At 65.3% G+C, this 21,513-nt stretch carries 23 protein-coding genes and 2 tRNA genes; 15 read left to right on the top strand and 10 right to left on the bottom strand.

The genetic code is table 11. The annotated features are described in order from the left end of the window. Positions 1-56 precede the first annotated feature (56 nt). The 3 genes from AC0MAZ_RS13695 (at position 57) to AC0MAZ_RS13685 (ending at position 2,315) form a co-directional block, all read left to right on the top strand. Entirely contained in the window at positions 57-1,145 is a 1,089-nt protein-coding gene (locus AC0MAZ_RS13695) for an asparaginase (protein ID WP_050705237.1), read from the top strand. A 231-nt stretch (positions 1,146-1,376) separates the two neighbouring features. Next, positions 1,377-1,619 (top strand): DUF1654 domain-containing protein, encoded by a 243-nt coding sequence (locus AC0MAZ_RS13690; protein WP_050705218.1) that lies wholly within the window; start codon positions 1,377-1,379, stop codon positions 1,617-1,619. Positions 1,620-1,625: 6 nt separating this feature from the next. Further along, positions 1,626-2,315 carry an endonuclease gene (locus tag AC0MAZ_RS13685; protein ID WP_050705217.1) on the top strand — a complete coding sequence of 230 codons (690 nt, stop codon included), beginning with the start codon at positions 1,626-1,628 and terminating at the stop codon, positions 2,313-2,315. A gap of 6 nt (positions 2,316-2,321) precedes the next feature. Here the strand turns inward: AC0MAZ_RS13685 and AC0MAZ_RS13680 are convergent, their stop codons facing one another. Beyond that, positions 2,322-2,747 carry a bifunctional (p)ppGpp synthetase/guanosine-3',5'-bis(diphosphate) 3'-pyrophosphohydrolase gene (locus tag AC0MAZ_RS13680; RefSeq protein ID WP_203647254.1) on the bottom strand — a complete coding sequence of 142 codons (426 nt, stop codon included), beginning with the start codon at positions 2,745-2,747 and terminating at the stop codon, positions 2,322-2,324. Between the two features lie 136 nt (positions 2,748-2,883). Continuing rightward, positions 2,884-3,453 (bottom strand): SPOR domain-containing protein, encoded by a 570-nt coding sequence (locus tag AC0MAZ_RS13675; protein WP_203647255.1) that lies wholly within the window; start codon positions 3,451-3,453, stop codon positions 2,884-2,886. A gap of 56 nt (positions 3,454-3,509) precedes the next feature. Between AC0MAZ_RS13675 and AC0MAZ_RS13670 the strand changes: the two genes are divergently transcribed. Then, positions 3,510-5,669 carry a hypothetical protein gene (locus AC0MAZ_RS13670; RefSeq protein WP_475858164.1) on the top strand — a complete coding sequence of 720 codons (2,160 nt, stop codon included), beginning with the start codon at positions 3,510-3,512 and terminating at the stop codon, positions 5,667-5,669. A 70-nt stretch (positions 5,670-5,739) separates the two neighbouring features. Here the strand turns inward: AC0MAZ_RS13670 and AC0MAZ_RS13665 are convergent. Next, positions 5,740-5,816: transfer RNA gene (locus AC0MAZ_RS13665), tRNA-Val, on the bottom strand. A 301-nt stretch (positions 5,817-6,117) separates the two neighbouring features. Next, positions 6,118-6,194, bottom strand: a tRNA-Val gene (locus AC0MAZ_RS13660). 202 nt (positions 6,195-6,396) lie between these two features. Here AC0MAZ_RS13660 and AC0MAZ_RS13655 point away from each other — a divergent pair. After that, positions 6,397-7,680 carry an NAD(P)/FAD-dependent oxidoreductase gene (locus AC0MAZ_RS13655; RefSeq protein ID WP_203647257.1) on the top strand — a complete coding sequence of 428 codons (1,284 nt, stop codon included), beginning with the start codon at positions 6,397-6,399 and terminating at the stop codon, positions 7,678-7,680. Between the two features lie 77 nt (positions 7,681-7,757). Here the strand turns inward: AC0MAZ_RS13655 and AC0MAZ_RS13650 are convergent, their stop codons facing one another. After that, positions 7,758-8,501 carry a peptidase C39 family protein gene (locus AC0MAZ_RS13650; RefSeq protein ID WP_475858162.1) on the bottom strand — a complete coding sequence of 248 codons (744 nt, stop codon included), beginning with the start codon at positions 8,499-8,501 and terminating at the stop codon, positions 7,758-7,760. Positions 8,502-8,655: 154 nt separating this feature from the next. On the opposite strand from AC0MAZ_RS13650, the gene AC0MAZ_RS13645 reads away from it, so the two are divergent. Further along, the gene (locus AC0MAZ_RS13645; RefSeq protein ID WP_203647259.1) at positions 8,656-8,835 is read left to right on the top strand and encodes a hypothetical protein; all 180 of its coding nucleotides are present in this window, start codon (positions 8,656-8,658) and stop codon (positions 8,833-8,835) included. A gap of 77 nt (positions 8,836-8,912) precedes the next feature. Here the strand turns inward: AC0MAZ_RS13645 and AC0MAZ_RS13640 are convergent, their stop codons facing one another. Continuing rightward, positions 8,913-9,668 carry a TerC family protein gene (locus AC0MAZ_RS13640; RefSeq protein ID WP_203647260.1) on the bottom strand — a complete coding sequence of 252 codons (756 nt, stop codon included), beginning with the start codon at positions 9,666-9,668 and terminating at the stop codon, positions 8,913-8,915. Positions 9,669-9,683: 15 nt separating this feature from the next. Next, entirely contained in the window at positions 9,684-9,923 is a 240-nt protein-coding gene (locus AC0MAZ_RS13635) for a hypothetical protein (protein WP_203647261.1), read from the bottom strand. A 132-nt stretch (positions 9,924-10,055) separates the two neighbouring features. Between AC0MAZ_RS13635 and nhaR the strand changes: the two genes are divergently transcribed. The 3 genes from nhaR to AC0MAZ_RS13620 all read left to right on the top strand — a co-directional run bounded on the left by nhaR (position 10,056) and on the right by AC0MAZ_RS13620 (position 13,089). Continuing rightward, positions 10,056-10,949: a transcriptional activator NhaR gene (nhaR, locus tag AC0MAZ_RS13630; RefSeq protein WP_203647262.1), complete on the top strand. Its 894-nt coding sequence runs from the start codon at positions 10,056-10,058 to the stop codon at positions 10,947-10,949. A gap of 155 nt (positions 10,950-11,104) precedes the next feature. After that, the gene (gene sstT / locus AC0MAZ_RS13625) at positions 11,105-12,316 is read left to right on the top strand and encodes a serine/threonine transporter SstT (protein ID WP_232856859.1); all 1,212 of its coding nucleotides are present in this window, start codon (positions 11,105-11,107) and stop codon (positions 12,314-12,316) included. A gap of 131 nt (positions 12,317-12,447) precedes the next feature. Continuing rightward, the gene (locus AC0MAZ_RS13620) at positions 12,448-13,089 is read left to right on the top strand and encodes a YceH family protein (RefSeq protein ID WP_234563017.1); all 642 of its coding nucleotides are present in this window, start codon (positions 12,448-12,450) and stop codon (positions 13,087-13,089) included. A gap of 1 nt (position 13,090) precedes the next feature. On the opposite strand, the gene AC0MAZ_RS13615 is transcribed toward AC0MAZ_RS13620, so the two are convergent. Then, positions 13,091-13,282 (bottom strand): hypothetical protein, encoded by a 192-nt coding sequence (locus AC0MAZ_RS13615; RefSeq protein WP_110738951.1) that lies wholly within the window; start codon positions 13,280-13,282, stop codon positions 13,091-13,093. Between the two features lie 182 nt (positions 13,283-13,464). On the opposite strand from AC0MAZ_RS13615, the gene AC0MAZ_RS13610 reads away from it, so the two are divergent. From AC0MAZ_RS13610 to AC0MAZ_RS13600, 3 genes are all read left to right on the top strand, one after another. Then, positions 13,465-13,929, top strand: a complete 465-nt coding sequence (locus AC0MAZ_RS13610) for a nuclear transport factor 2 family protein (RefSeq protein WP_475858160.1) — start codon at positions 13,465-13,467, stop codon at positions 13,927-13,929. Positions 13,930-14,151: 222 nt separating this feature from the next. Further along, the gene (locus AC0MAZ_RS13605; RefSeq protein ID WP_198745276.1) at positions 14,152-14,430 is read left to right on the top strand and encodes a hypothetical protein; all 279 of its coding nucleotides are present in this window, start codon (positions 14,152-14,154) and stop codon (positions 14,428-14,430) included. Further along, positions 14,402-15,160 carry an ATPase gene (locus AC0MAZ_RS13600; RefSeq protein ID WP_254465186.1) on the top strand — a complete coding sequence of 253 codons (759 nt, stop codon included), beginning with the start codon at positions 14,402-14,404 and terminating at the stop codon, positions 15,158-15,160. The genes AC0MAZ_RS13605 and AC0MAZ_RS13600 overlap by 29 nt, the downstream gene beginning before the upstream one ends. A 177-nt stretch (positions 15,161-15,337) precedes the next feature. On the opposite strand, the gene AC0MAZ_RS13595 is transcribed toward AC0MAZ_RS13600, so the two are convergent. After that, positions 15,338-16,399, bottom strand: a complete 1,062-nt coding sequence (locus AC0MAZ_RS13595; RefSeq protein ID WP_198745274.1) for a sigma-54 interaction domain-containing protein — start codon at positions 16,397-16,399, stop codon at positions 15,338-15,340. A gap of 328 nt (positions 16,400-16,727) precedes the next feature. On the opposite strand from AC0MAZ_RS13595, the gene AC0MAZ_RS13590 reads away from it, so the two are divergent. From AC0MAZ_RS13590 to AC0MAZ_RS13580, 3 genes are read left to right on the top strand one after another with little or no spacing between them, the layout of a single operon-like run. Then, positions 16,728-17,795, top strand: coding sequence for an ABC transporter substrate-binding protein (locus AC0MAZ_RS13590; protein WP_203647268.1), 1,068 nt, complete (start codon positions 16,728-16,730; stop codon positions 17,793-17,795). A gap of 15 nt (positions 17,796-17,810) precedes the next feature. After that, positions 17,811-19,034: a lipase family protein gene (locus tag AC0MAZ_RS13585; RefSeq protein WP_475858159.1), complete on the top strand. Its 1,224-nt coding sequence runs from the start codon at positions 17,811-17,813 to the stop codon at positions 19,032-19,034. 15 nt (positions 19,035-19,049) lie between these two features. Further along, on the top strand, positions 19,050-20,219 hold the full coding sequence (locus AC0MAZ_RS13580; protein WP_203647270.1) for an LLM class flavin-dependent oxidoreductase: 1,170 nt from the start codon (positions 19,050-19,052) through the stop codon (positions 20,217-20,219). A gap of 555 nt (positions 20,220-20,774) precedes the next feature. Here AC0MAZ_RS13580 and AC0MAZ_RS13575 read toward each other — a convergent pair. Continuing rightward, complete coding sequence (locus tag AC0MAZ_RS13575; RefSeq protein WP_203647272.1) at positions 20,775-21,506, bottom strand: class II aldolase/adducin family protein; 732 nt, start codon at positions 21,504-21,506, stop codon at positions 20,775-20,777. Positions 21,507-21,513 lie beyond the last annotated feature (7 nt).

Below are 21,513 nucleotides of genomic sequence, written 5' to 3'. Positions count from 1 at the left end.
CTTTACCCCAGTGCGACATAACGCACATCTCCTCCAGGAAGAGAGAAGCAGAAATGATGAAAACCGCTATCAAGACCTTCGCACCGAGCGCCCTGGCGCTGCTGCTGGTACTGCCGACCACCGTTTCCGCCAAGGAAGCCGCGCAACAACAGAAACTCGCCAACGTGGTGATCCTCGCCACCGGCGGCACCATCGCCGGCGCTGGCGCCAGCGCGGCCAACAGCGCCACCTACCAGGCGGCCAAGGTAGGCATCGACAAGCTGATCGCCGGCGTGCCAGAGCTGAAGGACCTGGCCAACGTGCGCGGCGAGCAGGTGATGCAGGTCGCCTCGGAAAGCATCGGCAACGACGACCTGCTCAAGCTGGGCAAGCGCGTCGCCGAACTGGCCGACAGCAAGGACGTCGATGGCATCGTCATCACCCACGGCACCGACACCCTGGAAGAGACCGCCTACTTCCTTAACCTGGTAGAGAAGACCGACAAGCCGATCATCGTGGTCGGCTCGATGCGTCCGGGCACCGCGATGTCCGCCGACGGCATGCTCAACCTGTACAACGCCGTGGCCGTGGCCAGCAGCAAGGACGCCCGCGGCAAGGGCGTGCTGGTGACCATGAACGACGAGATCCAGTCCGGTCGCGACGTGAGCAAGGCAGTCAACATCAAGACCGAAGCCTTCAAGAGCCAGTGGGGCCCGCTGGGCATGGTCGTGGAAGGCAAGTCGTACTTCTTCCGCCTGCCAGCCAAGCGCCACACGGTCAACTCCGAGTTCGACATCAAGACCATCAGCAAGCTGCCGGCCGTGGACATCGCCTACGGCTACGGCAACGTGACCGACACCGCCTACAAGGCGCTGGCCCAGGGTGGCGCCAAGGCGATCATCCACGCCGGCACCGGCAACGGTTCGGTGTCGTCGCGCGTAGTACCGGCGCTGCAGGAACTGCGCAAGGAAGGCGTGCAGATCATCCGTTCGTCCCACGTCAACCAGGGCGGCTTCGTGCTGCGCAACGCCGAACAGCCTGACGACAAGAACGACTGGGTCGTGGCCCACGACCTGAACCCGCAGAAGGCGCGGATCCTGGCCATGGTCGCGATGACCAAGACCCAGGACAGCAAGGAGCTGCAGCGGATCTTCTGGGAATATTGATCGGCGCTTGAAACTAGCCGGTGTGTTTTCTGCACCGGCCTCTTCGCGGGTAAACCCGCTCCCACAGGATTTGTGCTGGACCTGTGGGAGCGGGTTTACCCGCGAAAGGGCCAATATTCAAGGAACCAATCCCTCTACCACGGTCTTATACGGCTTTCATCCTACCTGCTGTTGCGAAACGGCTTACAGTGAAATACTGTATGCACATACAGCAAAACAAGGAACAGCCCCGTGGCCAAACCCGCCTCCGCGTCGCCAAGCCCTTATGAACTACTGGGTCAGCGCATCCAGAAGATCATCAACAGTCCCACCGCCCAGCGCAGCCGCGCCGCCCTGATCTTCCGCCTGGAGCACGAGTCGCCCGACGACTGGGCAACCCTGCTCGAGGAAATCGCCGAGAACGACAACGTCACCCTCGCCCACCGCGACGATGGCGGCGTGCAGATTTTCTGGACCGTGCCGAAGGAAGACTGACCGCGCATGAGAGTTTCGCTTTTCGCCGCCTGCCTGCTGCTGCTTGCCCCCCTCGCCCACGCCGACGCCCCACGCACCTTCCAGGAGGCCAAGAAGGTCGCCTGGAAGCTGTACGCGCCGCAGTCCACGGAGTTTTATTGCGGCTGCAAGTACAAGGGCAACAAGGTCGACCTGGCCTCCTGCGGCTACGCGCCACGCAAGAACCTCAACCGCGCCTCGCGCATCGAATGGGAGCACATCGTCCCGGCCTGGCAGATCGGCCACCAGCGCCAGTGCTGGCAGGACGGCGGGCGCAAGAACTGCACGCGCCACGACAAGGTCTACCAGCGCGCCGAGGCCGACCTGCACAACCTGGTGCCGAGCATCGGCGAGGTCAACGGCGACCGCAGCAACTTCAGCTTCGGCTGGCTGCCCGAGCAGCATGGCCAGTACGGCAGCTGTCTGACCCAGGTCGACTTCAAGGCCAAGAAGGTCATGCCGCGCCCGTCGATCCGTGGGATGATCGCGCGCACCTACTTCTATATGAGCAAGCAGTACGACCTGAGGCTGTCCAGGCAGGACCGCCAGCTGTTCGAGGCCTGGAACAAGACCTACCCGCCGCAGGCCTGGGAGCTGCAGCGCAACCAGCAGGTGGCGTGCGTGATGGGGCGCGGCAATGAGTTCGTCGGGCCGGTCAACCTCAAGGCCTGCGGCTGAGGCCCCTCAGGCCAGCGTCTGCAGGTAGACGCTGGCCTGCTGGTAACGGCACAGCCGGGCCAGGTCCGCCGGGCCTGGGCAAGGGATGCGCGAGAGATCGCTGTTGTCGGCCAGGTCGGCCAGCTTGACCTGGCGCGCCAGGGGGTCGACGCCCAGGCGGATGACGAAGGCCTCGTAGCTCTCGCCTTCGCGACGGCTAAGCGCCAGCAGCGCGGCGAGGATCTTCAGCGGGAAACCTTCACGGGCGAGGTCGGACAGGGTCAGCGGGGTGTCTTCCAGCACGTCGTGCAGTACCGCGACGATGCGTTGCTCCGGGGTGATCACCCGTTCCATCACCCGCAACGGGTGAAGGATGTACGCCGCACCGCCTTTGTCGAACTGCCCTTCATGTGCCTTGATGGCCATCGCAATGGCCCGCTCCAGCGTCGCCATGAGGCGCTCCCCCATTCAACCCCCACAGTAGACAGCATAGCTGCTGCTGCACGGGCTGGCCGGGAAGCAACTCCGCCTGTTCTGACGCCATCGCGGGACAAGCCCGCTCCTACAGGGATTTATATGGCCGTCGCGATCAGCGCTTGACGCCGTGCTGGATGACGATCGAGTCGGTGCCCAGCTTGGCCATTACCTCGGCCTTGCGCGCATCAGCCTCGGCCTTGGCCGGGAACGGGCCCATCAGCACCACCGGCTTGCCATCGCGGTACTCGACCCAGGACGGAATGCCCTTCTCGATCAAACGGGCAGTCATGTCGGTCAGGGCGCCCATGTTCGGCCCCTGAATCACCTCGACGTCCCAGCCCTCCGGCGCCGGCTGGTCGGCCAGCGCCTCGGCGCGGCGCTGCAGGTCGGCACCGCCGCAGATCTCGCGGATGCGCAGGTTGTTGCCGGTTTCGTCGATGAGGATTTCGTACTGGCCGTCATGCTTGATCGCCACGTAGCTGCGATAGGCCTGGTACTGCCCGGCGTCGTCCTTGCCGCGCACCTGGCCGCAGATAGAGCCCTGAGTGTCGAAACGCACGTTGGCGAACTTGGCCGTCTTGGGGTTGTTCAGGTGCTCGGCCACCTGCTTGTGCACGCCTTCGACCTCGTTGTTACAACCCGCCAGGGCCAACACCGCCATTACCACCGCCAGTTTGCGCACGCCTGTACCTCCAGATTCGAAGGGGCGGATTCTAGCATGGCCGGGAACATCCCCTCATGGCACTTCTGTCGCAGGCTTTGTCTGTTGCCTGTGGCCCTCGACCTGGCCGAAGATGTCGCCGCGCCACAATGGACAGACAGCGACACAAGGACCTCAGGTTGGAACCTTCAAACGCCACAGCCACCCCTGCCAGCACGCCCGAACTGCCGCAAGAGTGGCCCACGCACCTGCAGCCCGAAGCCAGCATCAGCCCCGACACGCGCATCTACCCGCGTACGACCTTCGTGCTTGATTTCGCGATGCCGGCGGAATCCTTCGAACAGCTGTGCTGGTGGCTGCTGAGCAAGGAACAACCGCTTGGCGGCTGCCACCGTCTCGGGAAAAGCGGCACCCGGCAAGGCGGCATCGACCTGTTCGCCCATGACGAAGAAAGCCCCGACCGACTCAACGTCTTCGAATGCAAGGCCTGGAAGGACTTCACCAGCAGCGAGCTGACGGGCGCCATCGATGCCTTCCTGAATGGCCCCTGGCCTTCGCTCACGCGCTCGTTCACCCTGATCCTGGCGCAGCGCGAGATCGGCACGCTGGCCAGTCGCTGGATCAATGAGAAACAGCGCCTGAAAGCGGCAGGCATCGAAGGGCGGCTGTGGACCGCCCATGAGCTGACGCAGAAACTGCAGCATCACCCCGACGTGCTGTCGAAGTTCTTCCCAGGCGCGCATATCGAGACGTTCGGCAACCTGTGGATGGAACGCGTGGGGTTCTCAGAGCTGGTTGCCAAATCCATCTTCGACCCGCGCCCCTACGTGGCACGCAAAGCCAGGGCATTCGTCGAACGCCCCGGCAGGCTGAGCGACCACCTGGCCGTCGCCAGGCATGCGCCCGATAGCGCCTGCAGCCCCGATGCCTTCACCCGCATCGGCCATCACGGCCGCCACTGGTACTACCGCGGCCCCTGGTTTTCGCTGAGCGTGTTCCTGCCGGACCTGACCTCGTCCCGCGCCACCGCCGCCTTCGACTTCCACCAGCACGACCTGCGCGGCGTGACCATCACCGTCAGCCACGAATGGCTGCTCGAGCGCTTTCTGTTTGCCAGCGGCGCGCCACTGGACAGCCAGTCGCGCCCGTTCATCGTCGGGCTGATGCCAGGCGACAAGGACCGTTACCTGATCGACCTGCCCAACAGCCGCCTGATACTCGAAGAACCCGTGGTCCAGGCACTCGCCGATGTCGCCGACGCGCTCACGGTGGTGATGCGCGACACCTTGCAGGCACTGGAACGCAGCCTGTCCGCCAGCGGATTTGCGTTTATCGCCCACGGGGGCTCGCACCGGGTGAAGATCGGCTCGCTGCGCAAGCACGCCTGGCGCTACATCGCCCGCTTCTGCGAGGCGCACGACTACGCCGCAGGCACAAGCCCCTGGCACATGTTCGACGCCCACCCGAGCATGCTCAAGCCCTGCCACGCACAGGCAACCGACCGCCACGACAGCGGATACCACGCGCTGATCACCACCCATACGTCGACCGACGCGTTTTCCAGCGATTGGCTGGACCTGCTGTGGACGCCCCACGACCTCAGCGAACGCGAACCCTCGTCCAGAGGCTGGTGGCCCTGCCAGGACACCCTGGACTGGCTCGACCAGAAACTGCTGCCCGAGGTCAGGCGCTGGACCTGGGAGCGCGAATTCGGCTCACGCTGGCGCAGATTGCGCTACGCCAGGGAGGCTCGCAACTTCGCAGGCTATCTGGATTATCTGCTGACGATCGGGGATGTGCGCGAACGAGCACTGGTAGAACAAGGCAGCTGGCAGGCGGACCTGCCGCACGCCATCAACCGACTCGAGCGCTACTATGCAGGCCGCTCGGCAGGACACATCGACAAGGAAGATGTCGTCAACCTGTACCGCGCAGTCGCCATGATGGCAGGCCACAAGCGAGGGCTGCCCAGGTATCTTGCCCGGTCGCTGAGCCTGGAACCGACAGACGATCACGAAGCGCTGATGGCATCGATCCACCGCCACATCGAGACGTCACAAACCGTCGTCAACAATACAGTGGTCGAATATGCGCTGAAGGCCCTGGGCGCTCAGTTCGACGGCCCAGACTGCCCTTTGCAGCCCGATGAACGCCAGCAGATGCTGGACTGGTTGCTGCCGCTTGCCCATACGTGCGATGACGGTGCACTGGTGCGACGCCACAGCAGCAAGCGCTGAGGCCGCACCGGGGCGTCTTTTCCTGCGCAAAACAAAAAGGGCGATCCTTGCGGATCGCCCTCTTCTGATTTGGTAGGCACAATTGGACTCGAACCAACGACCCCCACCATGTCAAGGTGGTGCTCTAACCAACTGAGCTATGTGCCTGTCGTGTGGTGCGCATATTAGTGATCGAATGCGTACCTGTAAAGCGTTTTTTTCAAAAAAATCAAAAACTTTGCGAAACTGCTTAATGCCAGCCCTGCCAGGCGACGCAATCCCTGTAGGAGCGGCCTTGTGCCGCGAAAGGGCTGCGTAGCGGCCCCAGTATTTTTGCGTTAAAGCAGAAATTGCCGGGGCTGCTACGCAGCCCTTTCGCGGCACAAGGCCGCTCCTACAGGGGCCGTGCATGGCCGTAGAGCGCCAGAATGCAAAAAGGGCGATCCTTGCGGATCGCCCTCTTCTGATTTGGTAGGCACAATTGGACTCGAACCAACGACCCCCACCATGTCAAGGTGGTGCTCTAACCAACTGAGCTATGTGCCTGTCGTGTGGGGCGCATTCTACCCGATCCAGATACCCTGTCAACACTTTTTTTCACGCTAAGCTACTGAATCTTAAACTATTTATAGGAAGGCCAGGTTTCAGGGGGGCGTAAAGGATTTTCACCGGACGACTAGCGGGTGTTTATTATTATTGATAGCATCGGTACATTCGTTAAAAATATAAAACACGAGGTTCCTCGAGCATGGCTAACACCCCCTACCCCCAGTCCTACTACGCCGCCTCGGCCAACCCGGTGCCGCCACGTCCGGCGCTGCAGGGTGAGGTGGAAACCGATGTGTGCATCATCGGCGCCGGCTACACCGGCCTGTCCAGCGCCCTGTTCCTGCTGGAGAACGGCTTCAAGGTGAGCATCGTCGAGGCCGCCAAGGTCGGTTTCGGCGCTTCGGGCCGCAACGGCGGCCAGATCGTCAACAGCTACAGCCGCGACATCGACGTCATCGAACGCACCGTCGGCCCCAAGCAGGCGCAACTGCTGGGCCAGATGGCCTTCGAAGGCGGGCGTATCATCCGTGAGCGCGTGGCCAAGTACGACATCCAGTGCGACCTGAAGGACGGCGGCGTGTTCGCCGCGCTGACCAGCAAGCAGATGGGCCACCTGGAATCGCAAAAACGCCTGTGGGAGCGCTTCGGCCACAACCAGCTGGAACTGATGGACCAGAAGCGCATCCGTGAAGTGGTGGCTTGCGACAGCTATATCGGCGGCATGCTCGACATGAGCGGCGGCCACATCCACCCGCTGAACCTGGCCCTGGGCGAAGCCGCCGCGGTCGAGTCGCTGGGCGGCATCATTTATGAGCAAACCCCCGCCGTGCGCATCGAGCGTGGCGCCAACCCTGTCGTGCATACCCCGCAGGGCAAGGTCCGCGCCAAGTTCATCATCGTCGCAGGCAACGCCTACCTGGGCAACCTGGTACCGGAACTGGCGGCCAAGTCGATGCCGTGCGGCACCCAGGTGATCACCACCGAGCCGCTGGGCGACGAGCTGGCGCGCACCCTGCTGCCGCAGGACTACTGTGTCGAGGATTGCAACTACCTGCTCGACTACTACCGCCTGACCAGCGACAAGCGCCTGATCTTCGGCGGTGGCGTGGTGTACGGCGCGCGCGACCCGGCGAACATCGAGGCGATCATCCGTCCGAAGATGCTCAAGGCCTTCCCGCAGCTGAAGAACGTCAAGATCGACTACGCCTGGACCGGCAACTTCCTGCTGACCCTGTCGCGTCTGCCGCAGGTCGGTCGTATCGGCGACAACATCTATTACTCCCAGGGTTGCTCGGGTCACGGCGTGACCTACACCCACCTGGCGGGCAAGGTGCTGGCCGAGGCCCTGCGCGGCCAGGCCGAGCGCTTCGACGCGTTCGCCGGCCTGCCGCACTACCCGTTCCCGGGTGGGCAGATGCTGCGCGTGCCGTTCAGCGCCATTGGTGCCTGGTACTACAGCCTGCGCGATCGTCTGGGCTTCTAAGACAGTTCGGGGCCGCTTTGCGGCCCCGGCAAGTCCAAGTCGGACGCCAATTATCAACATATTGAAAGGGCTGGGTCTCAATTCCCGAGACTGGTGACCGCCTGTTTCGCCGCGATCTCCTGCCCCGCACGGGCCAGCTCGTCCGCCGCCTGCAACCAACGCTGGCGATCCACCTGGGCCGGCAGTTGCCGTGGCGACTGCAGCAGCACCGCCCAATTGCCCTCCTTGGCCCACGCCGACTCGAAATCATCGAAGGCCATCAACTGGCGCCGATGCATCCCTGAGCGCAGCAGCACCCGCTGCTTGTAGCGGTCGTAGCCGATCAGCACCGCATAGCGCGGCTCGCTCCACCAGGCCGAACCTTCCTGATAACGCAGCAGCACCGGATAACCGGCGGCCACCTGCGCGAGCAGCGCGTCCAGGTGCTTGTCCAGCGGGTAGACCACCCGACCGTACTCGCGGGCTACCCGGGGAATGCCGGTGTCCAGCGATTCGGCGGCCTTGGGCAGGCCCAGCGCCTTGTCGAGCAGGCCCGGGGGGATCGGCGCGCCCTGTTGCGACAGCACCGCGGCCAGGGCCATCGAGCCACTGTGGTTGGCGTTGCCGCGGTAGAACGGCACGCTGCTGATCTCGACCCGCTGTGGCAGGCCCTTGAGCGCGGCCGGTGGCGTGCCGGCGCAGCCGGACAGGGTCGCCGCCACCAGGCAGGCGACCAGCAGGCGACGTGGGCCCAGGGCCCGAAACTTGGAGAGCTTTTGCAACGTGGACACTCGCTTGTTCCGCGGCCAGGCAGGCGGCGCCCGACCAAGAACCCCGATCATAGGATGCCGGCGTCCGCGGGTATAGCCCGGCGCGGTCTTGGAACGAAACGGCCCAAGGACTAGACCTTCGGTCAATGGAACGTCACAGCCGACAGGCTAGACTGAAGCTGTGTCTGGATGGCGAGCACGGCTCGCCAGAGAGAAGGAGGCACACATGAGCCTGACAATGGCAATTCTCGTGTTGGTCGGCATGTGGCTCAGCGTCGCGGCGGCCATGCTCTGGGGGGTGTTGCGCATCGTGCGCCGGCATTCCCACCCTCATCACCTGCCACCACAGGCCGTGGCCAAGGCCCCATCGGTGCGCCGTGCCAGGCGCCATGCCGGGGCGCATTGACAGCACTACAAACTTCGAGCCTTGAACGACAAGAGGGAGCCTGGGCTCCCTCTTGCTTATCACTTGCAGCTTGCGGCTCAGTTGCCCTCGGCCGCCTCACGCTTCAAGCGCGCCCGGCGCGCCAGGATGTTGAGGATCTCGATCGCGGTCGAGAACGCCATGGCCGCATACACATACCCTTTCGGTACATGGGCGCCAAAGCCTTCGGCGATCAGGGTCATGCCGATCATGATCAGGAAGCCCAGGGCCAGCATCACCACGGTCGGGTTGTCGTTGATGAACTTGGCCAGCGGGTCGGCGGCCACCAGCATCACGATCACGGCGCTGATCACGGCGATGATCATGATCGGCAGGTGCTCGGTCATGCCCACGGCGGTGATGATGCTGTCGATCGAGAAGACGATGTCCAGCAGCAGGATCTGGAAGATCGCCGCGGTGAAGCCGATGGTCACGGCGTTGCCGGCCTTGGACTCTTCCTTGGCGCCATGAGGGTCGACGCTTTCGTGGATCTCCTTGGTCGCCTTCCACAGCAGGAACAGGCCACCGGCGATGAGGATCATGTCCTTCCACGAGAACGTGTGGCCGAACACCTCGATCACCGGCTCGGTCAGCTGGACGATCCAGGCCACGGTGCTGAGCAGCGCCAGGCGCATGATCAGGGCCATGCTGATACCAATGCGGCGTGCCTTGGAACGGTAGGCCTCAGGCAGCTTGTTGGTGAGGATCGAGATGAAGATCAGGTTGTCGATGCCGAGCACGACCTCCATGGCCACCAGGGTGGCGAGGGCAACCCAGGCGGTGGGGCTTGCGGCGAGTTCCAGCAAATATTCCATTGGTCAGTCCTGCTCTCAGATGTCCTGGGTGTCTTTCTTGTCGTCTTCGGCCTTGGCCTTCTCGCCTTCGCTGCCGATGGCGTCGCTCAGGGCCTGCTGGGCGGCGTCGTTGGTCTTGTCGATGGCCTGCTTGGCGGTTTCGGCGGCCTGGTCGAGCATCTGCTGGGCGGATTTCTCGGCCTGGTCGCAACCGGACATGGCGAACAGGGCCAATACCAGCACCAACGGTGTACCAATGGATTTGAGTTGTAGCATGAGGTCCTCGCTTGTCGAATTCCGGGCGGCGCGTCGTGCGCCTGATGGGGAGGCATTCTAAAGAGGCTGAAACATCCGGAAAATTCGTTTTTTCGGCGTGTATACTTCGGTTTTCCCGAACTGAGACAGGCCATGCTCAACTACCGTCAGCTCCATTATTTCTGGGCCGTGGCCAAGACCGGCAGCATCGCCCGCGCCAGCGAGCAGCTGAACCTCACCCCGCAGACCATCAGTGGGCAGATCAGCCTGTTCGAGCAGACCTGGAACCTGGAGCTGTTCCAGCGCGTCGGCCGCCAGCTGGAGCTGACCGAGACCGGGCGCCAGGCGCTGGTCTACGCCGAGCAGATGTTCCAGATCGGCGGCGAGCTGGAAGCCATGCTGCGCGCCGGGCCGCAGGAGCAGATCCTGTTTCGCGTGGGGGTGGCCGACGTGGTGCCCAAGTCCATCGTCTATCGCCTGCTGGCGCCGACCATGGAGCTGGACGAAGTGCTGCGCATCAGCTGCCGCGAGGACAAGCTCGAACGGCTATTGGCGGACCTGGCGATCCAGCGCCTGGACCTGGTGATCTCCGACAGCCCCATGCCCAGCCACCTGGACATCAAGGGCTACAGCCAAAAGCTCGGCGAGTGCGGCCTGAGCTTCTTCGCCACGCCCGCGCTGGCCGAACGCCTCGCCCGGCCCTTCCCCGCCTGCCTGGACGACGCGCCGTTGCTGATCCCCGGCCAGGAGACCGTGGTGCGCAGCCGGCTGTTGCGCTGGTTGGCCGAGCAGCAGGTGCAGCCGCGCATCGTCGGCGAATTCGACGACAGCGCGCTGATGCAGGCCTTCGGCCAGTCGGGCAGCGGCATCTTCGTCGCCCCCAGCGTGATCGCCGAGGAAGTCTGCCGCCAGTACGGGGTGCGCCTGATCGGCCAGACCGAGGCAGTGAACGAGTCGTTCTACGCCATTTCGGTGGAGCGCAAGGTCAAGCACCCGGGGATCCTGGCGATCACCGAGGGCGCGCGGCGGGAGCTGTTCCACTGGTAACCCGACGGGTACACAGGGTGCGTGGGAGCGGGCTTGACCCGCGATTCAGGCGAAACCGCTTCGGCCAGTGATCGCGGGGCAAGCCCGCTCCCACGCTATGCCCCGCAGGTCTGTGATAAAGTCGCGCGCTTTCACGTAATCGGATTGCGCTGCACATGACCCCCATCCTCCGCCTCATCAACCGCACCGGCCTGGTGACGCAGATCTGCATCGGCCTGGTGGCCGGCATTCTCCTCGCCCTGCTCGCCCCCGCCGTGGCCCGTGACCTGGCGTTCCTCGGCAAGGTCTTCGTCAGCGCCCTGAAGGCCGTGGCGCCGGTGCTGGTGTTCATCCTGGTGATGGCTTCGATCGCCAACCACCGCCATGGCCAGGAAACCCACATCCGCCCGATCCTCTGGCTGTACCTGCTGGGCACCTTCGCTGCGGCGGTGGTGGCCGTGGCGGCGAGCATGCTGTTCCCGTCCAACCTGGCGCTGACCACCAGCGATGCCGCGCTGAGTGCCCCCGGCGGGATCGGCGAGGTGCTGCAGAACCTGCTGCTCAGCGCCGTGGACAACCCGGTCAACGCACTGCTCAACGCCAACTTCATCGGCGTGCTGACCTGGGCCATCGGCCTGGGCGTGGCCCTGCGTCATGCCAACGACACCACCCGCACCGTGGTCGAGGACCTGTCCAACGGCGTCACCCTGATCGTGCGCGTGGTGATCCGCTTCGCCCCGCTGGGCATCTTCGGCCTGGTCAGCGCCACCCTGGCGCAATCGGGCCTGGACGCGCTGCTCGGCTACCTGCACCTGCTCGGTGTGCTGATCGGCTGCATGCTGTTCGTGGCGCTGGTGATGAACCCGCTGATCGTGTTCTGGAAGATTCGCCGCAACCCCTACCCGCTGACCCTGCTGTGCCTGCGCGAGAGCGGCATCACCGCGTTCTTCACCCGCAGCTCGGCGGCCAACATCCCGGTCAACCTGGCGCTGTCGGAAAAGCTCGGCCTGCATGAGGACACCTATTCGGTGTCGATCCCGCTGGGCGCGACCATCAACATGGCCGGCGCGGCGATCACCATCACCGTGCTGACCCTGGCCGCCGTGCACACCCTGGGCATCCCGGTGGACCTGCCGACCGCGGTGCTGCTCAGCGTGGTGGCGGCGGTCTGCGCCTGTGGCGCCTCGGGCGTGGCCGGTGGCTCGCTGCTGCTGATCCCGCTGGCCTGCAGCCTGTTCGGCATTCCCAGCGAGATTGCCATGCAGGTGGTGGCGGTCGGCTTCATCATCGGCGTGCTGCAGGATTCGGCGGAAACCGCGCTGAACTCCTCCACCGACGTGCTGTTCACTGCGGCGGCGTGCCAGGCCATGGAGCAGCGCAGCGCCTGAGGCCGCTGTCGCGGGTCAAGCCCGCTCCCACGCCCTGTGGGAGCGGGCTTGCCCCGCGATGCCCCCGGTGATTGCTTAAGCTCGGCGCTTTACCTAGGCTAGTGGCCTTTTCCTCGCAATGAGACAGGGCCATGTCAGAACACGAAACCACCGGCGAAGGCCGTTTCAGCAGCATCGAGATCCGCGTGCTCGGTTCGCTGATCGAGAAGCAGGCCACCAGCCCGGAAACCTACCCCCTGACCCTCAATGCCCTGGTCCTGGCCTGCAACCAGAAGACCAGCCGCGAACCCGTCATGAACCTCTCCCCCGGCCAGGTCGGCCAGGCCCTGCGCGCCCTGGAGAACCAGGAAATGGCACGCCTGCAGATGGGCAGCCGCGCCGACCGCTGGGAGCAGCGGGTCGACAAGGCCCTGGAGCTGGTACCGGCGCAGCTGGTGCTGATGGGGCTGATGTTCCTGCGCGGCCCGCAGACCCTCAGTGAGCTGCTGACCCGCAGCAACCGCCTGCACGAGTTCGATGACACCGAACAGATCCAGCACCAGCTGGAGCGCCTGATTTCACGCGGTCTGGCCCTGCACCTGCCACGCCAGGCCGGCCAGCGCGAAGACCGTTACACCCACGCCCTGGGCGACCCGGCCGAGATCGAGGCGATTCTCGCCGCCCGCCAGCAAGACGGCGGCACCCGCTCCGCCAGCGCGGCGGACGAGCGCATCGAGGCGCTGGAAGCCCGAGTGACGGCGCTGGAGGCGCGCCTGGCCCAGCTCGAAGGTTGATTCAGGGCTTTTCGGCGTCGGGGAAATTGCGGCAGCTCTTGCGTTCGGCCAGCTCCCGCTCACTGGGGCGCTGGTCGACGAACACGGTGCGGCCGTCGGCGTAGATTTCCAGGTAGCCCCAGTGCAGGTCCTGCTCGGTCTGCCCGGGCTTGGGCGGGACGAGCCACCAGGGTTCGCGGCTGATCAGGTTCATGAGTGGGCTCCAGTGGGGCTGGCGGTAACTTGTGCGGTAACTATAGACAGCCAGGCCTGGCACTCCCGCGCGGATTGTTCCTCCGAGGACAATTATGAAGTGCCCGGCGCACCGATTCTCCCTGCCCGGCGACGGGTCTAATCTCGGTCCTGCAAACCCACTTCCCGCAAGGATCGACCACGATGTCCCGCCCACCACTGCCCCCCTTTACCCGTGAAACCGCCATCGAGAAGGTGCGCCTGGCCGAAGACGGCTGGAACAGCCGCGACGCCGCCAAGGTGGCCCTGGCCTATACCCTCGACACCCACTGGCGCAACCGCGCCGAGTTCTGCAGCAGCCGCGAAGAGGCCCAGGCCTTCCTCACCCGCAAGTGGAACCGCGAACTGGAGTACCGCCTGATCAAGGAGCTCTGGGCCTTCACCGACAACTGCATCGCCGTGCGCTACGCCTATGAGTACCGCGACGACAGCGGCCAGTGGTACCGCGCCTACGGCAACGAGAACTGGGAGTTCGCCGAGGACGGCCTGATGCGCAACCGCCACGCCAGCATCAACGAGCAGCCCATCAGCGAGGCCGAGCGCAAGTTCCACTGGCCGCAGGGACGCCGCCCGGACGATCATCCTGGGCTGAGCGACTTCGGTTTCTGAGGAGCGACGCCGGATCTGCGGGGCCGCTCGACGGCCCCGTTTCAGCTTTAGGAAACGGACTACGTGAGCCTGGGAAACCGTGAGCGCAGCGTTGTGCCAGACTGCAGGGCAACTCCACTCCAGGACAGCCCGATGACCCTCCTTGATGCCTTTTTACAATGTCGGCGCTATGATGCTTCCCATGTGCGCAAGCGGTTTCGCGTTGCGCGGAGGTGTCCAGCGATGGCAGCAAAAGCAAAGAAAGTCTCCGAACGAGACCTCGATGCCCTTGAGCAACAAATCCCCCTGCACGCCAGCGAGGCCACGCATTCGGCCTACCTGCGTGCCCTGCAGGCCAGCCAGCGCGGCGTCCTGTGTGTCGATGAAGGCGAACTGGTGCGCGTCGAGGCCGATGGCGCCCGAACCGTGCTGGGCAAGGCCAGCCCCCGGCGCAAGGTGCGGGTCGGCGAGGTGATCAGCGTGCGCAGGGTCGATGACGAGACGGCCGGCGGGCGTGCCTAGACTGCGGGTTTTCGCGGGGCCCAACGGCTCGGGCAAGAGCACCATCAAGGCCAGCCTGCCTGCGGCGCTGACACGCCTTTTCGTCAATGCCGACGAACTCGAACACGAGGCGAAAGACACCGGCTTCATCGACCTCGCCCCGTTCGGCATTCAGGCCACCCAGGCCGAATTACACGCCTTCCATCTCAAGCATCATCTGATCGCATCCCGGCAGCTGGTTGCGCAGGCGCGGCTGCTGCAACTGCTCAATAACCGGATCGACTACCGCGCGGTGCCGGTGGACTCGTACTTCGCCTCGGTGATCGCCGATTTCATTCGCCAGCGCCTGCTGGAGGCAAAGCAGAGCTTCACCTTCGAAAGTGTCATGTCGCACCCGAGCAAGATCGAATTCATGCGCCTGGCCCAGGCCCAGGGCTATCGCACCTACCTCTACTTCGTCTCGACCGAGAACCCGCGGATCAATATCGAGCGGGTCGCCATTCGCGTGCGCGCCGGCGGGCATCCGGTCAGGGACGACCTGGTACGCAGCCGCTACGAACGTTCCCTCGACCTGCTGCCCGAGGCCATCGCCGCCAGCCATCGCGCCTACGTGTTCGACAACTCCGGCCAGAGCGCGGTTTGGCTGGCAGAAATCACTGATGGCGTGCAGCTGGAATACCGTAACGAAGAAATTCCCGACTGGTTCTTCGAATCCTATGTGGATGAAGTCGAGCGGCCGGCAGAGGTGTAACGATATCCCAAGCCATCCACGACTCCTGTAGGAGCGGCCTTGTGCCGCGAAAGGGGTGCGAAGCGCCCCCAGAACTTGTGCCTCAAGCTGATATCGCCGGGGCCGCTACGCGCCCCTTTCGCGGCACAAGGCCGCTCCTACAGGGAAACGCGCATGGGCTGTCATTCGCCACCACACTCAGCGCCCTCCGAGTTCCCCGATCTTCTCCAACCGTGCCCGCACGATATTGCGGCTGATGTTCAGCAACCGCCCGGTCTGCAACTGGTTGCCATGGCAATAACGGTACGCCGCGCGGAACACGGTCTCCTCGATGTGTTCGTACAGGTCCGGAATATTCTGCTCGAACAATGCCAGCAAGGCGCTTTCCAGGCTCACCGGCGCCACCGCGCCCGGCGCTGGCAACCCGGTCACCTCCGGCTGCCCCAGCGCCTGTGGGCGCATGTCCACCAGGTGCAGGTCCCCCGGCGCCACCTGCTGCTGGCGGCACACCAGCAGCGCATGGTGAATGGCGTTCTCCAGTTCGCGGATGTTGCCCGGCCAGCTATGCGCCAGCAGCTTGCGCTCGGCCTCGATGCTCAGGCTGGCGCGCTCGTAACCCAGGCGCCGGCAATGCTCCTCGATGAAGAACTCGGCCAGCGGCAGGATATCCCCGGGCCGTTCGCGCAGCGGCGGCAGACGGATGGTCGCCACGTGCAGGCGGTAGAACAGGTCTTCACGAAAGTGCCCGGCCACCACGGCGTCGGCCAGGTTGACGTTGGTCGCCGCCACCAGGCGCACGTTGATCGGCACCGGGGTGCGCGAGCCGAGGCGCACCACTTCACGCTCCTGCAGCACGCGCAGCAGCTTCACCTGCATGTTCAGCGGCAGGTCGCCGATCTCGTCGAGAAACAGCGTCCCGCCGTTGGCGGCCTCGAACCAGCCGGCCTTGTTCGAGGTGGCGCCGGTGAAGGCACCCTTCTCGTGGCCGAACAGCTCGCTCTCTACCAGGGTCTCGGCGAAAGCGCCGCAGTTCACCGCGACGAAAGGCTCACCATGACGGCGACTGAGCTTGTGGATATGGCGGGCCACCAGTTCCTTGCCGGTGCCGGTCTCGCCAATGATGAGGGTGTTGGCTTCGCTGGGGGCCAGGCGCTCGATGCGGCTGAGCAGCTCCTGGGAGCGCGGGTCCTTGAACACGAGCACGGTGGCGCGCACGGATTTGGTCAGCTCGCGGGCATTGGGATGGGTAATCAGCGACATGGGGGCATTCCTGGCAGTGTGTGCGCGCCCTCATAGTGCATGAAACAATTTAGACCGAAAAATTATTAATAAATATTTATATATTCGATTAGTGAATATATAGAAAACCAATCGTTGCAGTGCTGCTGGAGCAGCAACCGGTCAGCAACGGTCTGCCTGCCGATCAGCACCCCGGACCGCGCGCCAATGCCTTCGCTGTAGCGCGTAGCCCTTGTCGCACAAGGGCTGCAGCCCTGCCCGCAGCGCCCTGGCATGCATTTCGCTCCTGCCTGACAAACGCCTGGGCCGCCCAAACACGCGGCCCGCACACTGTCGGGAGCGCAACATCATGAAAATCCTCTGGCGCCATGGCCTCGCCCTGCTCGGCTTGCTGTTGAGCCTCACCACCTGGGCCGGCGAGGCGCCCAAATCCGTGCGTATCGCCATCGTTGCCTTCACCCAGGGAGGCGTGCCGGTGTTCGGCGGCATCCCCGGGCGGGTGATCGAGGATGGCTGGCTCGCCCAGCAGCTCGCCCAGCGCGGCATCAGCCTGGACTGGGTCGCCCTGCCCCACGCCGGCGCCGGTCCGCAGATCAACGAAGGCTTCAGCAACGACAGCCTGGACTTCGCCGTGCGCGGCGACCTGCCCTCGGTGATCGCCGGCGCCGGCAACGTGCCGGGCAAGCTGGTGGTGCCCGGTGGCAGCGGCAACAACGTGTACCTGGTGGTGCCGGCCAACTCCAGCGCCCGCAGCATCCAGGACCTCAAGGGCAAGCGCCTGGCCCTGCACCGTGGCCGGCCATGGGAGTTCGCCTTCAGCAACTTCCTCGTAAGCCAGGGGCTGCAACTGAACGACTTCAAGATCGCCAACCTCAACCCGCAGGTCGGCGCGGCGGCGGTGTCGGCGGGCAAGGTGGATGCGGCGGTGCTGCTCAACGAAGCCTATGCCCTGGAAGACAAGGGCGTGGCGCGCATCCTCTGGTCGACCAAGCAAGGCGCCGACGACTGGCGGCTAGTCTCGGACTTGTGGGCCACCGACCGTTTCGTCGAGCAGCACGCCGACCTCACCCAGCTGGTGGCTACCGCCTGGGTCAAGGCCGCCTGGTGGATCTCCCAGGAGCAGAACCGCGACGCCTACTACAAGTTGTCGTCCCGCGCCGGCGTGGCCGAGAGCGTGCTGCGCCGCGACGACCAGGACGACCCGGTGGCCTGGCAGGCGCGCTGGGCGCCGAAGAGCGATGCCCAGCTCAAGGCCCATTACCAGGCACTGGCCCGCTACGCCCTGGACAACCGCCTGATCCGCACGCCCTACGACATCGGCCCGGACCTGGCCACCGGTTTCACCCGCCAGGCCCTGAGCGACCTGCAGCTCACCCATTACTGGCCGTCCCTCGACGCCCAGCTCAGCCAACACTGATCAAGAGATCCGCCCATGAAACTGCCCGTTACTTTCGCCCTGGGGTTGTCAGCCCTGGCCTTGTCCATCGCCGCCGTGGCCGCCGACACCTTCGCTCCCAAGCCCGACCCGCAGCAGGGCGACGGCCGGGTCTCGGCCTTCTACACCTGGAGCAAGGCCATCCCGGCCACCCCCGGCAAGCTGCTGCGCAGCGAGCCGCTGGACAGCGCCCTGAGCCTGCCCAACGCCGCCAGCGCGCAACGCATCCTCTACACCTCGCTGGACGGCATCGACGGCAAGACGCCGATCGTGGTCTCCGGCGCGCTGTTCATCCCCAAGGGCAAGGCGCCCGCCGGCGGCTGGCCGGTGGCCAGCTGGGGCCACGGCACCGTGGGTGTCGCCGATATCTGCGCGCCGTCCTGGGCCGGCCGTTCGTACCGTGATGTGCAGTACCTCAACCGCTGGCTCGACGAGGGTTATGCCATCGTCGCCACCGATTACCAGGGCCTGGGCGTGCCCGGCGGCCACCCGCTGCTGAACAACCGCATGGCCGCCTACGGCATCCTCGACGCGGCCAGGGCCGTGGTCGCCGGCGTGCCGGGCCTGGCCAACAAGGTGCTGATCGTCGGCCAGTCGCAAGGCGGCGCCGGGGCCTTCGCTGCCGGTGCCTATGCGGCCACCTATGCGCCGGACCTGGGGGTGAAGGGCAGCATCGGCACCGGGGTGATCTACACCATCGGCGCGCAGAACGTCGGCGAGCAGGATGTGAACAAGGTCGACCCGGCGCTGGCCTACGGTTTCTACACCCTGCTGGCGGCGCAGCAGTACGACCCGAGCATCGACCCGCGCGACTTCTACACCGACAAGGCCCTGCCGCTGTTCGAGCAGGCGCGCAGCAGTTGCCTGTCCGCCCTGGTCAGCGATATGGTCGGCAGCGGGCTGACCCCGGCCAATGCCAAGAAGGACTATCAGGGCGACCAGCTCAAGGCCTGGCTGGCCCAGGTGTCGTACCCGACCCTCAAGCTGGCGCAACCGATCTTCATCGGCACCGGTGCCGAGGACAAGACCCCCGCCGCCAGCACCCAGGTGGCGCTGATGCAGGACGCCTGCAAGGCCGGTTCCGTGGTCCAGGGCCACCTGTACAAGGGCCTGGGCCACAGCGAGACGGTCAACGCCTCGCTCCGGGACTCGATCCCGTTCGCCCGTCAGGTCATCAGCGGCCAGCCCGTCACCCCGATCTGCAACCCCAGTGTCCAGTAAGCCAGGAGCACGACCATGAGCCTCGAATTCTTCACCCGCCTGCCGCTGCACGGCGAGACCCAGTTCCTCCCGGGCGACCCGCGCAACCGCGGCGACTGGCATGCCGGCGGCCCCAGCACCGGGGCCGTCTCGGGCTTCGCCGTGGGCGATCACTTCAGCTACATCGACTACCTCGGCCAGGTGGCCCGCGCCGCCGAGATCAACGGCTTCGGCGGCGCGCTGATGGTCAACGCGCCGACCGGCGAGGAGCCGTGGACAGTGTGCTCGCTGCTGGCCCGCGAGACCCGCACGCTGAAGTTCGTCACCGCCTTCCAACCCTACCACTACACGCCCTGGGTAGCGGTGCAGCAGGCCGCCACCTACCAGCGCGCCACCGGCAACCGGCTGGTGTGGAACATCATCAACGGCGGCTCGGACGCGATCCAGCGCCAGGTCGGCGACTTCGAAGGGCACGATGAGCGCTACGCCCGCGCCACCGAGTTCATGGACGTGGTGCGCGGTTACTGGCACAACCCCGACTTCCACTACCAGGGCCGCTACTACAGCGCCGAAGGCGGTGGCCTGCGCGGGCCGTTGAAGAAGGCCGAGCTGCCGCTGATCTGCACCGCGGGCTCGTCCGAGGCGGCGCGGGAGTTCGCCGCCCGGCACGCCGACTTCTACCTGATGCGCGCCGAGCACCCCGACGAAATCGCCGCGCTGATCGCCGATATCCGCGCACGCGCCTTGAAGCACGGGCGCAGCGATATCCGTTTCGGCCTGTCGATCGATGTCATCACCCGCGACACCGAGCACGCCGCGCTGGCCGAGGCCAAGCGCTTCTTCGACGAGGGCGTGGCCAAGGGCACGGTCAAGGCCCGCGCCGCCCACGCCGGGCTGCGCACCGCGCGCAAGCTGAGCTACGAGCACGAATACGCCGAGCAGGACGAAGCGCGGGCCTTCGACGACTTCTTCATCCATCCCAACGTGTGGACCGGTTTCGGCTACATCGGCATCCCGCCGGGCTGCGCCCTGGTCGGCAGCCACGCCAACGTGGTGGCGCGGATCCGCGAATACCATGCCATCGGCATCGACCTGTTCTTCCTCGCCGGCTACCCACACCTGGAGGAGGCCTACCGCCTCGGCGAACACATCCTGCCGCATTTCCGTGAGCAACGCGCCCCGCTCACCCGTCCGAGCCAGGCCTGACCTCGGCGCAGCCAGAGCGCTCGCTGTTCAGTGCCTGGCGCTTCGAGAATATCTGGCTAAAAGGCTGGGCACTGCCCCCTGTAGGAGCGGCCTTGTGCCGCGAAAAGGACGCGCAGCGGCCCCGGGAGCTGCGCACTGGCCTAGATTGTCGGGGCTGCTCTGCAGCCCTTTCGCGGCACAAGGCCGCTCCTACAGTGCGCCCAACCGCAGGCGCAGGTGGCCTGCGAGTGCCTGGGGCAAGCTGACAAAGAATGACCACACCCGCGATCCGCCTGTCTCACGCGGCTCGTAATGACATCAGCGAAATCCTTCGTTTCACCCAGGTGCAGTTCGGTGACGCTGCACGGCGACGCTACCAAGGGCTGCCCCAGGCGGCATAGCGTTCGATCAGTGAAGCACCGGAGCAAGCGGGCAGTTGCAAACGTACGGAGGTCGCGGCTGGCCTGCGCAGCCTTCACCTGATGCATTGCCGCAGCGTGTCCACGGCAGGGCGGGGCGCACGCCCCAGAGGATCTTGACCTCCATGGGCGTGCTCCATGCGCGAAAGGTGGGGAATCAGTTGCGCCGGTCGATGCCGGGCACCAGGCCCAGTTCGCTGGCGCGCTCGTACAGGCCGCTCATCTTCCACTGCTGGGTGAGCACACCCGGGCCGTAAGGACGCGAGCCGCCGAGGGCGTCGGCGAGCAGCTGGATCTGCGCGCCCTCCTCCAGCAGCAGGATGAATTCGGCGGTGGCGCGCAGGCCCTGCTTGCCCCACACGGTGGCGCCGCCGTTGGCCTCGAGAATGGCCAGGTTGAACGGGTTGGCGGCGATCTGCTCGAGGATGAAATCCACCTCGGCCTGGCGGCGGTCGATGTACACCGGCAGCTCGCGGGCCAGCTGGTAGCGCTGCACCGGCACGTAGTGGAACGGCAGGCTGCGGTGGGTCTGGGCCCAGGCGCCGAGGTACGGGCTGTGCACGTGGGACACGGTAGTGATGTCGGCGTGGGTCTGGAACAGCTTGGTGTAGCGGCCCAGCCCTCCCTTGCCCTTGCCGAGGATGACATTGCCGGCAAAGTCGCTGACCGTCGCCTCCAGCGGTTTGCGGTGGTTCCACGGGCCGCCGTAGTTCACCGACACCAGCAGTTCCTCGCCGGGTACCCGCTCGATGAAGCCGACGGTGCCGTTGGCGGTGATGGTGCGGGTTTCGCGGAACACGCTGAAGGCCGCTTCGGCCTCGGCCAGCACCTGGTCGGTGAAGGCTTGCAGCTCGGTGCTGAGGGGACGTTCGTTGATCAGTACGGTCATGGTCGGT

Source organism: Pseudomonas sp. A, from assembly GCF_056270345.1.
Note: the sequence above shows the minus strand (reverse complement) of the source record. Positions and strands in the feature narration are given on the sequence as shown.

Excerpts from the sequence above, each read along its gene's own strand:
- AC0MAZ_RS13680 (WP_203647254.1), bottom strand. The coding sequence starts at position 2,747 with ATGGCGACGCTGGAGCGGGCCATTGCGATGGCCATCAAGGCACATGAA.
- AC0MAZ_RS13685 (WP_050705217.1), top strand. The coding sequence starts at position 1,626 with ATGAGAGTTTCGCTTTTCGCCGCCTGCCTGCTGCTGCTTGCCCCCCTC.
- AC0MAZ_RS13590 (WP_203647268.1), top strand. The coding sequence starts at position 16,728 with ATGAAAATCCTCTGGCGCCATGGCCTCGCCCTGCTCGGCTTGCTGTTG.
- AC0MAZ_RS13655 (WP_203647257.1), top strand. The coding sequence starts at position 6,397 with ATGGCTAACACCCCCTACCCCCAGTCCTACTACGCCGCCTCGGCCAAC.
- AC0MAZ_RS13635 (WP_203647261.1), bottom strand. The coding sequence starts at position 9,923 with ATGCTACAACTCAAATCCATTGGTACACCGTTGGTGCTGGTATTGGCC.
- AC0MAZ_RS13585 (WP_475858159.1), top strand. The coding sequence starts at position 17,811 with ATGAAACTGCCCGTTACTTTCGCCCTGGGGTTGTCAGCCCTGGCCTTG.
- AC0MAZ_RS13580 (WP_203647270.1), top strand. The coding sequence starts at position 19,050 with ATGAGCCTCGAATTCTTCACCCGCCTGCCGCTGCACGGCGAGACCCAG.
- AC0MAZ_RS13605 (WP_198745276.1), top strand. The coding sequence starts at position 14,152 with ATGGCAGCAAAAGCAAAGAAAGTCTCCGAACGAGACCTCGATGCCCTT.
- nhaR (WP_203647262.1), top strand. The coding sequence starts at position 10,056 with ATGCTCAACTACCGTCAGCTCCATTATTTCTGGGCCGTGGCCAAGACC.
- AC0MAZ_RS13645 (WP_203647259.1), top strand. The coding sequence starts at position 8,656 with ATGAGCCTGACAATGGCAATTCTCGTGTTGGTCGGCATGTGGCTCAGC.
- AC0MAZ_RS13600 (WP_254465186.1), top strand. The coding sequence starts at position 14,402 with ATGACGAGACGGCCGGCGGGCGTGCCTAGACTGCGGGTTTTCGCGGGG.
- AC0MAZ_RS13575 (WP_203647272.1), bottom strand. The coding sequence starts at position 21,506 with ATGACCGTACTGATCAACGAACGTCCCCTCAGCACCGAGCTGCAAGCC.
- AC0MAZ_RS13595 (WP_198745274.1), bottom strand. The coding sequence starts at position 16,399 with ATGTCGCTGATTACCCATCCCAATGCCCGCGAGCTGACCAAATCCGTG.
- sstT (WP_232856859.1), top strand. The coding sequence starts at position 11,105 with ATGACCCCCATCCTCCGCCTCATCAACCGCACCGGCCTGGTGACGCAG.
- AC0MAZ_RS13620 (WP_234563017.1), top strand. The coding sequence starts at position 12,448 with ATGTCAGAACACGAAACCACCGGCGAAGGCCGTTTCAGCAGCATCGAG.
- AC0MAZ_RS13695 (WP_050705237.1), top strand. The coding sequence starts at position 57 with ATGAAAACCGCTATCAAGACCTTCGCACCGAGCGCCCTGGCGCTGCTG.
- AC0MAZ_RS13650 (WP_475858162.1), bottom strand. The coding sequence starts at position 8,501 with ATGATCGGGGTTCTTGGTCGGGCGCCGCCTGCCTGGCCGCGGAACAAG.
- AC0MAZ_RS13670 (WP_475858164.1), top strand. The coding sequence starts at position 3,510 with ATGGCACTTCTGTCGCAGGCTTTGTCTGTTGCCTGTGGCCCTCGACCT.
- AC0MAZ_RS13610 (WP_475858160.1), top strand. The coding sequence starts at position 13,465 with ATGTCCCGCCCACCACTGCCCCCCTTTACCCGTGAAACCGCCATCGAG.
- AC0MAZ_RS13640 (WP_203647260.1), bottom strand. The coding sequence starts at position 9,668 with ATGGAATATTTGCTGGAACTCGCCGCAAGCCCCACCGCCTGGGTTGCC.
- AC0MAZ_RS13615 (WP_110738951.1), bottom strand. The coding sequence starts at position 13,282 with ATGAACCTGATCAGCCGCGAACCCTGGTGGCTCGTCCCGCCCAAGCCC.